Origin of the sequence: Cryobacterium sp. TMT2-10 (assembly GCF_004403075.1) — a bacterium.
Classification (GTDB): Bacteria; Actinomycetota; Actinomycetes; order Actinomycetales; family Microbacteriaceae; genus Cryobacterium; species Cryobacterium shii.
In genome coordinates this window covers 1-11,346 of record NZ_SOGW01000098.1, presented here as the reverse complement: position 1 = coordinate 11,346, position 11,346 = coordinate 1, and the positions used below count along the sequence as shown (strand labels likewise).

Here is an 11,346-nt window from a genome sequence, read left to right as displayed (position 1 = left end):
CGTACTTGCACACCCCGGCGGGCCAGGGGGCCCGGCAGCCGGGGATGACCGGGCAGGTCAAAGAAGAGGTGCTCACCCGCCTCGGCGAGCTGGGTCTGCGGGTCGAGGACGGTCGTATCCGCCTGCGGCCCACCCTGCTCCGGGCCGACGAGTGGACGACCGAGACCGGCACGTTCGACTACCGGGATGTCCTCGGCCGCCCGTGCACGATCGAGCTGCCCGCGGACGCGTTCGCGTTCACGTTCTGCCAGGTGCCGGTACTGGTGCGCCGGTGCGGGCCGCTCGAGGTGATCGCGCACCTGGACGACGACACGCGGGTGGTCGGGGCCGACGGCGTGCTGGGCGCGGACCTCAGCGCCGGCATTTTCCGCCGGGAGGGTCTGGTGCGCTCACTCACGGTGACCGTGCCGCGGGAATGATCAGGGCGGCTGTTCCGTTGTCTTGAAGATGCGCATTGTCATTGCAGGTGGACACGGAAAAATCGCTCGTCAGCTGACTCGGGAGCTCGCGAAGGGCGGCCACGAGGTCGTCGGGCTGATCCGGAAGGATGAGTACCGGGCAGATCTGGTCGCCGACGGGGCCGTCCCGGTCGTGATCGACCTCGAGCGGTCCTCGGCTGCCGACGTCGCTCATTACCTGACCGGCGCCGACGTGGCGGTCTTCGCGGCGGGCGCCGGAGCGGGCGGCAGCGACGAGCGCCGGAAGGCCGTCGACCTGGGTGGATCCGTGCTCCTGGCCGACGCGGCCGAGGCCGCCGGCGTTGCCCGGATCGTGCAGATTTCCTCGACCGGCGTGGATTCGGTGCGGAACGGCGCCCGGCCCGCCGAGGTGCCGGCAGACTTCCTCTCCTACCTCCAGGCCAAGCTGGCCGCCGAGGAGGACCTGACGCGCCGCACCCTCTCCTGGACCATCGTCCGCCCCGGCGGGCTGACGGATGACGCCGGCACCGGCCTGGTCCACCTCGCCCGCACCGGGCAGGGCTTCACCGAACCGCGCGGCACGGTCCCCCGGGGCGACGTCGCCGCCGTGCTGGCGGAGCTGATCCGCACCGGAGACGGCGAGCGCGAGACGCTGCACCTGCTGAACGGCGCCGTGCCGGTGGCCGACGCCGTGGCGACCTTCGCCTGACCCGGAGCCGCACGCGCCCCTGAAGCCCGGCATCCGGACTGCAGGGGCTTTTTGTTGCCTCCGACAATTCGTGAGAGCGCTCTTAAAGCACAGCTGAGAGCGAACTCGCATCCATCCATCAGCACGCACACAAGGGAGTGACCCTGAAGCGTTTTCCGCGCAGCTCACTTGCAGTTACAGTCGCCGGCGCAGCATCCTTCGCACTGGTCATGTCCGGCTGTTCAGCCGGCACCGGCGCAGAGCAGTCGAACGACAAGAACGTCAAACTGACCGTCGCCACGTTCAACGAATTCGGCTACGAGGACCTGTTCGCCGAGTACGAAAAAGCGAATCCGACCGTCACGATCACGCACAAGAAGGCCGCCACCACCAATGAGGCCCGCGACAACCTCACCACCCGCCTCGCCGCAGGCAGCGGCCTGAGCGACGTCGAGGCCATCGAGGTCGACTGGCTGCCCGAACTGCTCCAGTACTCCGACCAGTTCGTCGACCTCACCAGCGACGAGGTCAAGGACCGCTGGCTGGACTGGAAGACCAAGGCCGCCACGGATGCCGACGGTCGCCTGATCGCGTACGGAACCGACATCGGCCCGGAGGCCGTCTGCTACCGCTCCGACCTGTTCGCCGCCGCCGGTTTCCCGACCGACCGCGCCGAGGTCGCCGCGCTCCTCGGCGACAGCTGGGACAGCTACTACGCAGCCGGCGACAAGTTCGCCGCTGCCGGCACGAACGTGCCGTGGTTCGACTCGGCCGGAGCCACCGGGCAGGGCGTCATCAACCAGATCCCCAACCCGTATGAGAAAAAAGACGGCTCCATCATCGCCACCGAGAACCCGGAGGTGAAGGCGGCCTACACCAGCGTCCTCAAGGCCAGCAGCACGCAGTCCGCACATCTCGGTCAGTGGAGCGACGACTGGACCGCCAGCTTCCAGAACAACGGCTTCGCCACGATGCTCTGCCCGGGCTGGATGCTCGGCGTGATCTCCGGCAACGGTGACGCCTTTCAAGGGCGAGTCCTACTTCGCCATCAACGACGCCATGCAGCAGGCGCTCACCCGGGTCGAAGACGGCACGATGACCGCCGACGAGTCGTGGGCACAGTGGGTCACCGACGTCAAGGCGCTCGGCTAACCAGCACAATCCGCCGGCCGGGCCTGCCGAGATCAGTTCTCGACAGGCCCGGCCCCCGGTCTCGACCGGCAGGGCCGGCAGGGCCGGCAGGGCCGGCAGGGCCGGCAGGGCCGGCAGGGCCACCGGGTCTCGACAAGCTCGACCACTGACTAGCAAGGACTGTTCATGACTACCCCCGCCGTCGCCATCGAGGTGAACGCCCGCAGCATCCGCCGCATCGCCCTCAGCCACAAACTGAGCCGGTGGGATGTGCGCTTCTCGCCCAACCTCTACATCTCCCCCTTCTTCCTCGTCTTCGGGGTCATGGGCCTCTTCCCGCTGCTCTACACGGCGTGGGTGTCGGTGCACGACTGGAACCTGATCGGCGGCCAGGGCGACTTCGTCGGCCTGGAGAACTTCGTCACCGTGCTGAGCCAGGGGTACTTCTGGAACTCCCTCCGCAACACGTTCAGCATCTTTCTGCTCTCGAGCATTCCCCAGGTGCTGGTCGCGCTCGGCATCGCCGCCGTGCTCGACTTCAACCTGCGCGGCAAGACCTTCTGGCGCATGGGCGTGCTCCTGCCCTACGTCGTGGCCCCGGTCGCGGTCGCGCTGATCTTCAACGACCTCTTCGGTGACAAGTTCGGCCTCATCAACAGCGGGATCATGAGCCTCGGGCTCGAGCCCATCCGCTGGCACGTCGACGTGATCCCCAGCCACATCGCCATCGCCACGATGGTGAACTTCCGCTGGACCGGCTACAACGCCCTCATCTTCCTGGCCGCCATGCAGGCCGTGCCGCGCGACTTCTACGAGGCCGCCATCATCGACGGCGCCAACCGCTGGCCCACCTTCTTGTCGATCACCCTGCCGCTGCTGCGCCCGATCATCATCTTCGTCATCCTGACCTCCACGATCGGCGGGCTGCAGATCTTCGACGAGGCGCGCATGTTCGACAATGTGGGCCAGGGCGGGGCCAGTCGCCAGTGGCAGACGCTCACCCTGTACATCTACGAACTCGGCTGGAACCAGCGCAACTTCGGTCGGGCATCCGCCGTGGCCTGGCTGCTCTTCCTGATCATCATCGTGATCGCCGTGGCCAACTTCCTCATCACCCGGCGCATCGCGGGCACCGCTGTCCGCAAGCCGCGCGCACGCGCGAAAGGCATGAAATGAGCAAGACCATCATCGGCGGCCACGACCGTCGCCCCTCGATCTGGGTCTACGGCATCCTGATCGCCGTTCTCCTCGGTTCCGCCTTCCCGATCTGGTGGTCGTTCCTGATCGGCAGCCAGGACGCCTCCGCCCTGAACCAGAACGGCATGATGTGGCTGCCCGGCGGCAACTTCATCGCCAACGCCCTGACCGTCATCGACAGCATCCCGTTCTGGACCGCCCTCGGCAACAGCATCATCGTGTCCTCCGTGGTGACGATCAGCGTCGTCATGTTCTCCACGCTGGCCGGCTACGCGTTCGCCAAGCTCAAGTTCCGCGGCCGGGAAGGGCTGCTCATCTTCGTGATCGCGACCATGGCCGTTCCCACGCAGCTGGGCATCGTGCCCCTGTTCATCGTGATGTCCCGGCTGGGCTGGACCGGCAGCCTCTGGGCCGTCATCGCGCCCGGGATGGTCACCGCGTTCGGCGTGTTCTGGATGACCCAGTACCTGCGTGACGCCCTGCCCGACGAACTGATCGAGGCCGTGCGGATGGACGGCGCCTCCATGATCCGCAGCTTCTGGCACATCGGCCTCCCGGCCGCACGCCCGGCCGCCGCCATGCTGGCCCTGTTCACGTTCATCGGCACCTGGACGAACTTCTTCTGGCCGTTCATCGTGCTGGGCCCGGGCAACCCGACGCTGCCCGTGGCGCTACAGCAGCTGCAGGCCGCCTTCTACGTGGACTACTCGCTCATGCTCGCCCGCGTCGTCTTGTCGATCATCCCGCTAATCCTGGTCTTCATCTTCCTGGGCAAACAGCTCGTCGCCGGCATCATGCAGGGGGCGGTCAAGGGATGACCATGCTCCAACAGCCACCGATCGTGACCGAGAATAAGGCTATGACCACAACGGATGCACGCTCCTTCCCGCCAGAGTTCCTCTTCGGAGCGGCGACGGCCGCGTACCAGATCGAGGGCGCCGCCCACGAAGACGGCCGCACGGACTCGATCTGGGACGCGTTCAGCCGTGTCCCCGGCGCCGTGCTCGGCGCGGAAAACGGCGATGTGGCCTGCGACCACTACCACCGCTACCGGGACGACGTCGCGATGATGAAGGACCTGGGACTGCAGACCTACCGGTTCTCCACCTCCTGGTCACGCGTGCAGCCCGACGGCGGCCCGGTCAACCCGAAGGGGATCGATTTCTACTCCCGCCTGGTCGACGAGCTGCTCGGCGCCGGGATCAAGCCGTGGCTGACCCTCTACCACTGGGACCTGCCGCAGGCGCTCGAGGAGAAGGGCGGCTGGGCCAACCGCGACACCGCCGCCCTGTTCCGGGACTACGCCCTCAACGTGCACGACGCCCTCGGCGACCGCGTGGGCGTGTGGACCACCCTCAACGAGCCGTGGTGCTCCTCCTTCCTCAGCTACACCGGAGGTGTGCACGCCCCGGGCCGGCAGAGTCCCCGCGACGGCCTCGCCGCGGCCCACCACCTCCTGCTGGGCCACGGCCTCACCATCGAAGCGCTCCGCGACCGCGACCCGAAGCTCGAGCTCGGCATCACGCTCAACCTCACCGTCGCCAAGCCGGCCGACCCCACCCGCGCCGGCGATGTCGACGCGGCGCGCCGGATCGACGGGCAGTTCAACCGGGTGTTCCTCGACCCGATCTTCCGCGGCTCCTACCCGGAGGACGTTCTCCAGGACGTCGCCCAGTTCGGCCTGACCGATTTCATCCAGGCCGGCGACCTGGCCCAGATCAGCCAGCCGATCGACACCCTCGGCGTGAACTATTACCACGGCGAGCTGGTCAGCGATCGCCCGGCCGAACATCCGTTGCTCGCCCAGGCCCCGACGAGCCGACCGACCCGGTCGGCGTTCCCCGCCGCCGACGGCGTCTTCAACCACCCGCAGGGACTGCCGCTGACCGCGATGGAGTGGGAAGTGCAGCCCGACGGCCTGCGCGAACTGCTCGTGCACGTGAACACCGAGTACGCCGCACCGGCCGGCACCAGCCTCTACGTGACCGAGAACGGCGCGGCCTTCGACGACGTCGTCGCCGCAGACGGCAGCGTGCCGGATCCCCGGCGCACGGAGTTTCTGAAGGCTCACCTCGGCGCCGTGCTCGACGCCATCGATGAGGGGGTCGGTGTCAAGGGCTACTTCTACTGGTCGCTGATGGACAACTACGAGTGGGCCTGGGGCTACGATAAGCGCTTCGGAATCGTTCGGGTCGACTACGAGACGCAGAAACGCACCGTGAAGGACAGTGGACTCGCCTACGCGGAGATCATCCGCGACCGCGCGCTCTCCTGAGGCGGGGCCGGCGAGGGGTGCGCGAATAGACTGACGCCATGACAACCAGTGTGCGCCAGACGCGTCCCCCGCAGCCCACCCTGGAAATGGTCGCGGAGGTGGCCGGGGTCTCCCGCGCCACGGTGAGCCGGGTCGTGAACGGGTCGACCAGGGTGGGCCCGGAGATCGTCGCCGCGGTCACGACGGCGGTCGAGGAACTCAACTACGTTCCGAACCGGGCGGCCCGCTCCCTCGCCAGCCGCCAGACCCAGGCGCTGGCCCTGGTCGTGCCCGAGGACATGACGCGGTTCTTCGGGGACCCGTACTTCGCGGCGGTCGTGCAGGGCATCACCCGCCGGCTCGACCAGAGTGACTTCACGCTCAACCTGCTGGTCGCGTCGAGCGACCCGCAGCACAAGACCCTGCGGTATCTGCGCTCGGGCAACGTCGACGGCGCCCTGATCATCTCGCACCACACGGGCGACGATTTCGTGGCCGAACTGGAGACCACGATGCCGGTCGTGTTCGGTGGCCGGCCGGCGAACGCGGACAACCTGGAGGCGTACTTCGTCGACGTCGACAACGCGGCCGGCGCGGACCTCGGCACCCAGCGCCTGGTCGACCTCGGCCGCCGCCGGATCGGCACGGTCACCGGGTCGGCCGACATGCCGGCCGGCATCGACCGGCTCACCGGTTTCCTGCGTGCTCTCGAGCGGGCCGGGATCCCGACGGATGCGGTCGAGCACGGCGACTTCACGGTCCAGGGCGGCGCGGCGGCCACCCGTCGCCTCCTGGAACGGTGCCCCGACATCGACGGGCTCTTCGTGGCGAGCGACCTGATGGGCACCGGCGCCCTGGACGTGCTGCGGGAGCACGGCCGATCGGTGCCCGGCGACGTGGCCGTGGTCGGCTTCGACGACAGCCCGGCGGCGACGCGCGGCTCCGTCCCGCTCACCACGGTGAGCCAGCCGTCTGAAGAGATGGGTTTCGCGATGGCGGACGTCCTGCTGCGCCGCCTCGCCGACGACGACGACGACGACGACGACGACGACGACGACGAGAGCGTGCCGCACCGCACCATCATGCCGACCCGACTGGTGCTGCGCGAGTCCGCCTGATCCACTCAGGTCCGCCCACTGTGCCCGTTCCGGTCGAGAGTGCCCGCTCGAGCGGGCACTCTCGACCGGAACGGGCACTTTCGCGGGCACGGGCGGCGCGGGGCGCGGGGCGCGGGGCGTCAGGCGAGGGTGCGTCAGACGAGCTGGGGCATGACCTCGCGGGCGATGAAGTCCAGGTGCTCGAGGTCGGACAGGTCCATGATCTGCAGGTAGACGCACTCGACGCCGTCCTCGGCGAGCAACCCGAGCCGGTCGACGACCTCGGAGGCGGTGCCGGCCACGCCGTGCTCCCGGAGCTCGGCCGGTTCACGGCCCACGGCCGCGGCCCGGCGCGCGAACTCGGCCTCGTCCCGGCCGGCGACGGCGATCAGGGCGGCCGAGTAGACCAGCTCCCGGGGGTCGCGGCCGATGGCCGCGCATGCCGCGCGCACCCCGGCGAACTTGCCGGGGACATCCGTGAACTCGGGGAACGGCAGGTTGAACTCGGTGGCGAAACGGGCCGCCATCGCGGGGGTGCGCTTCGCGCCGCCGCCGCCGACGATCACGGGGATGCGCTCCTGAACGGGCTTGGGCAGGGCGGGCGAGTCGACGAGGGTGTAGTGCTCGCCGGTGAAGCTGTAGCTGCCGCCGACGGGGGTCGACCAGAGCCCGGTGACGATCTCCAGCTGTTCCTCCAGCATGCCAAACCGTCTGGCCGGGAAGGGGATGCCGTAGGCGAGGTGCTCCTGCTCGAACCAGCCGGTGCCGAGCCCCAGTTCGACCCGGCCGCCGGACATCTGGTCGACCTGCGCCACCTGGATGGCGAGGATCCCCGGCGGCCGGTAGGTCACCGAGGAGACCAGGGTGCCCAGGCGGATGCGCTGCGTCTCGCGGGCGAGTCCGGCCAGGGTGGTCCAGGCATCCGTCGGGCCGGGCAGAACGGGGGCCGTGTCGCCCATCGCCAGATAGTGGTCGGAGCGGAAGAACGCGTCGAAGCCGAGGCTCTCCGCGGCCTGCGCGATGGCGAGGATGTCGTCGTAGGAGGCGCCCTGCTGCGGTTCGGTGAAAATGCGGAGTCTCATGCTCCCAGTCTTGTCTCGGCCCCGTCAGCCGCGAAATCCCCGTCAGGCAGGAACTCCACCTCCGGCAGCAGGGCGAACCGGGTGCGCATGACCTGGATCGACTCGGGGTTCTGGTCGACGAGCACGAACCGGCGGCCGAGCGCCGCGGCGACCGCGCCGGTCGTGCCGCTGCCGGCGAAGAAGTCGAGCACCCAGTCCCCCTCGCGGCTGGAAGCCTGGATCATGCGCCGCAGGATGCCGACGGGCTTCTGGGTGGGATACCCGGTCTTCTCCTTGCCGGTGGGCGACACGATCGTGTGCCACCAGACATCCGTCGGCAGCTTGCCCTTCGCGACCTTCTCCGGGGTGACCAGCCCGGGCGCCATGTACGGCTCACGGTCGACCGTGGTGGAGTCGAAGTAGTATCGCGCCGGATTCTTCACGTAGACCAGGATCGTGTCGTGCTTGGTCGGCCAGCGGTTCTTGGACTTGGCGCCGTAGTCGTACGCCCAGATCAGCTCGTTCAGGAAGCAGTCCCGCCCGAAGAGCGCGTCGAGCAGCACCTTCGCGTAGTGCGCCTCCCGGTAGTCCAGGTGCAGGTAGAGCGTGCCGTCGTCGGCAAGCAGGCGCCAGGCCTCGATCAGGCGCGGCTCGAGGAAGGCCCAGTAGTCCTCGAACTGGTCGTCGTAACCGAGCAGGTCACCCTTGATGCGCTCGTAGAGCTGCCCCTTGAACCCGGTGATGGTGCCCGCCGCGCGCGCGCCGAGGGCCACGGACGTCGCCGCGACGCTCGACCGCACCGAGGTCGTGCTCTGCCGGTTCTGTTTGCGCCCCGTGTTGAAGGGCGGGTCCAGGTAGATGAGCGTGAAGGCCTCGTCGGGCAGTCGCGGCAGAACGTCGAGGTTGTTCGCGTGGACGACACGGCTGGCGGAGGACGGGGACCACGCGGTTGGCATTCATTCATTCTGTCAGGCGGCTTAGGCTTGGGACATGACTTCAGACGCAACGGCCACCGAATCGACCCGGGTTGAGTTCCGCCACGAGCCGGCCCAGTCCCGGTACTCGCTCCGCATCAACGAGGAGACCGTCGGATTCGCCGACTACACCGTGACGGGCCCCGACGTGCTGTTCACCCACGTCGAGGTGGACCCGGCCCGGCGCGGCGAGAATCTGGCGAGCCGCCTGGTCGAACAGGCGCTCGACGACGTGCGCACGCGCACCGAGCTCACCGTCGTGCCGGTCTGCCCCTACGTCGTGCGCTGGATCGACAAGCACGCCGAATACCAGGACCTGCTCACGCGGGGCCGGTAGCCGGCTCGGCTCCGGCTTCCGCGGCTCCGGCCTAGGGAACGCGCCCGATCCATTCCTCGGTGCCGAACTTCGTCTCCACGAGTTCCCTCGCCCGGGCGTATTCCGCCTCGGTGATGTCCCCGGACACCGCGCCGTAGAGTCCGGTGAAGGTCTCCTTCATGCGATCGATGATCTCGTCCCGGGTGAGGCCGGTCTGGCTGCGCAGCGGGTCGACCCGCTTGGCGGCGCTCGTGATGCCCTTGTCGCTGAGCTTCTCGCGGCCGATCCGCAGCACCTGCACCATCTTCTCGCCGTCCATGTCGTAGCTCATGGTGACGTGGTGCAGCACGGCGCCGCTGCCGAGGCGTTTCTGCGCCGCCCCGCCGATCTTGCCCTTCGGGCTCGTGATGTCGTTGAGCGGCTGGTAGTACGCGTCGATGCCGAGCGACTGGAGCGCCGTGAGCACCCACTCGTCGAGGAAGGCGTAGGAGTCGGCGAAGGTCATGCCCTGGACCAGGTCGGTGGGCGCGTAGATCGAGTAGGTGATCACCGATCCGGCCTCCATGAACATGGCGCCGCCGCCGCTGATCCGTCGCACGACGGTGAAACCGTGCTTGGTGGCCTGGACCGGGTCGACCTCGTTCTTCAGCGACTGGAAGCTGCCGATCACCACGGCGGGCTCGGTCCATTCCCAGATCCGGAGGGTGGGGCTGCGCCGGCCCTCGCCGACCTCGATCGCGAGCACCTCGTCGAGGGCCATCTGCATCACCGGCGCGACGGCCTTGGAGTGGATCAGCTGCCACTCGTAGTCCCGCCAGCCGCTGGCCTGGGCCAGGGAGCGGCGGATCGCCACCGCCACCGACTCCGGCGAGAAGCCGAGCAGGGTGGCCTGCGCCGGGAGGGCGGCGCGCACGGCGGCGGCGATGCTGACCGCGTCGCTGTCGGCGGCGAGGCCGTTCACCGCCGCGTTGATGTCGCCGAGCGCACTGTCGGGCTCGAGGAAGAAATCACCGGCCAGCCGGAAGTTGACGATCGTGTTCTCGACGACGTCGAGATCGACGACGACGAGCTTGCCGCCTGGGACCTTGTATTCACCGTGCATGAGCCCAGCCTAATCAATCCACCTAATCAATCCGCCTAATCAACGCCGCCCGCGCCCCGGGGCAGGGGCAGCCGTTCGTTCAACCAGCCGACCAGGTCGGCGACGACCTCGTCCCGGTTCGTCTCGTTGAAGATCTCGTGCCGGGCGCCGGGGTAGACGATGAGACGGATGTCCCGCAGCCCCGACCGCCCGGAGTAGGCCTTCACGAGCATGCGAGCGCTGCGTTCGCCGCCGACGGTGTCGTCGCCGCCGACCAGGATGAGCATCGGCAGGTCTTCCGGCAGCTGCCTCGCCGGGCGGCCGAACAGCCGGGCCGCGTCGCGCAGCCCGAACAGCTTCGCCAGCGGGGTGTTGGTGGTGAGCGGGTCGGCAAGGAAGGCCTCGGCGACCAGCGGGTCGCGGCTGAGCCACTCGACCCCGGTGGTGCCCAGTTTCTTGTGCCGGCGGTTCAGGTCGCCGCCGTCCAGGTAGCCCGGCATCCGGTAGGCGGTGCCGCTGAGCACGACGGCGTCGTAGTCGGCGGCGTGCTCGTTCACGATCATCTGCGCCATGAACGACCCCCAGCTGTGCCCGAGCAGCACGAGGGGCAGCTCGGGGTGGGCGGCGCGGATGATCCCACTGAACTGGTGCACGCCGGCGACGGTCGCCCGAAGCCCGCCCGGGCCCAGGCGTCCGAGCCGGGACAGGTCGCCGCCGTGCTGGTGCACCCCCGTCTGGCCATGGCCGCGGTGGTCGTCGGCGTAGACGGTGTACCCGACCGCGTTCAACCGGGCGGCGAGCTCCGTGTAGCGCTGGGCGTGCTCACCGACCCCGTGGGCGAGCTGCACGACGGCCCGGGGCCGGTCGACGGCCCAGACGAAGTAGGTGATCGAGACGCCGAAGTCATCCGTGTAGGTAGGCACGGGGTCAGTCTGACAGGAGTCTCCCTGCGCATCTGCTGATTCCTGATCATCTTCCGCCGGCCCTGAACTAAGCTGGGAATACTTAGCAAGGCTAAGTGGTTAGAGTGGGTAGCTATGGAATCTTTGCCGACATCAACCGCGACCGCGCTGGTTGCGCCCGCGACGCCCGCGACGCCCGCGCCCGCTGCGCCCGCGCCCGCTGCGC

The 11,346-nt window shown here is 68.7% G+C and carries 11 protein-coding genes; 7 read left to right on the top strand and 4 right to left on the bottom strand.

All coding sequences use genetic code 11. The features are described from left to right. Positions 1-447: 447 nt before the first annotated feature. From E3T37_RS11585 to E3T37_RS11560, 6 genes are all read left to right on the top strand, one after another. Entirely contained in the window at positions 448-1,128 is a 681-nt protein-coding gene (locus E3T37_RS11585) for an NAD(P)H-binding protein (protein WP_134366950.1), read from the top strand. Between the two features lie 209 nt (positions 1,129-1,337). Continuing rightward, positions 1,338-2,408: an ABC transporter substrate-binding protein gene (locus tag E3T37_RS11580; RefSeq protein WP_370292469.1), complete on the top strand. Its 1,071-nt coding sequence runs from the start codon at positions 1,338-1,340 to the stop codon at positions 2,406-2,408. Between the two features lie 16 nt (positions 2,409-2,424). Further along, positions 2,425-3,414: a carbohydrate ABC transporter permease gene (locus E3T37_RS11575; RefSeq protein ID WP_134366948.1), complete on the top strand. Its 990-nt coding sequence runs from the start codon at positions 2,425-2,427 to the stop codon at positions 3,412-3,414. Further along, positions 3,411-4,253, top strand: coding sequence for a carbohydrate ABC transporter permease (locus E3T37_RS11570; RefSeq protein WP_134366946.1), 843 nt, complete (start codon positions 3,411-3,413; stop codon positions 4,251-4,253). The genes E3T37_RS11575 and E3T37_RS11570 overlap by 4 nt, the downstream gene beginning before the upstream one ends. A gap of 41 nt (positions 4,254-4,294) precedes the next feature. Then, positions 4,295-5,710, top strand: coding sequence for a GH1 family beta-glucosidase (locus E3T37_RS11565; protein ID WP_166787213.1), 1,416 nt, complete (start codon positions 4,295-4,297; stop codon positions 5,708-5,710). 38 nt (positions 5,711-5,748) lie between these two features. After that, the gene (locus E3T37_RS11560; RefSeq protein WP_134366942.1) at positions 5,749-6,807 is read left to right on the top strand and encodes a LacI family DNA-binding transcriptional regulator; all 1,059 of its coding nucleotides are present in this window, start codon (positions 5,749-5,751) and stop codon (positions 6,805-6,807) included. A 134-nt stretch (positions 6,808-6,941) separates the two neighbouring features. On the opposite strand, the gene E3T37_RS11555 is transcribed toward E3T37_RS11560, so the two are convergent. Both E3T37_RS11555 and E3T37_RS11550 read right to left on the bottom strand, forming a co-directional pair. Further along, the gene (locus tag E3T37_RS11555) at positions 6,942-7,868 is read right to left on the bottom strand and encodes an LLM class F420-dependent oxidoreductase (protein WP_134366940.1); all 927 of its coding nucleotides are present in this window, start codon (positions 7,866-7,868) and stop codon (positions 6,942-6,944) included. Beyond that, positions 7,865-8,803, bottom strand: a complete 939-nt coding sequence (locus tag E3T37_RS11550; RefSeq protein WP_134366938.1) for a site-specific DNA-methyltransferase — start codon at positions 8,801-8,803, stop codon at positions 7,865-7,867. The genes E3T37_RS11555 and E3T37_RS11550 overlap by 4 nt, the downstream gene beginning before the upstream one ends. A gap of 34 nt (positions 8,804-8,837) precedes the next feature. On the opposite strand from E3T37_RS11550, the gene E3T37_RS11545 reads away from it, so the two are divergent. After that, a complete protein-coding gene (locus tag E3T37_RS11545; RefSeq protein ID WP_134366936.1) occupies positions 8,838-9,158 on the top strand; it encodes a GNAT family N-acetyltransferase in 321 nt (106 codons plus the stop codon). 31 nt (positions 9,159-9,189) lie between these two features. On the opposite strand, the gene E3T37_RS11540 is transcribed toward E3T37_RS11545, so the two are convergent. Together E3T37_RS11540 and E3T37_RS11535 are read right to left on the bottom strand one after the other, a co-directional pair. Next, positions 9,190-10,239 (bottom strand): biotin/lipoate A/B protein ligase family protein, encoded by a 1,050-nt coding sequence (locus E3T37_RS11540; protein WP_134366934.1) that lies wholly within the window; start codon positions 10,237-10,239, stop codon positions 9,190-9,192. A 35-nt stretch (positions 10,240-10,274) separates the two neighbouring features. Then, a complete protein-coding gene (locus E3T37_RS11535; protein ID WP_134366932.1) occupies positions 10,275-11,141 on the bottom strand; it encodes an alpha/beta fold hydrolase in 867 nt (288 codons plus the stop codon). Positions 11,142-11,346: the final 205 nt, after the last annotated feature.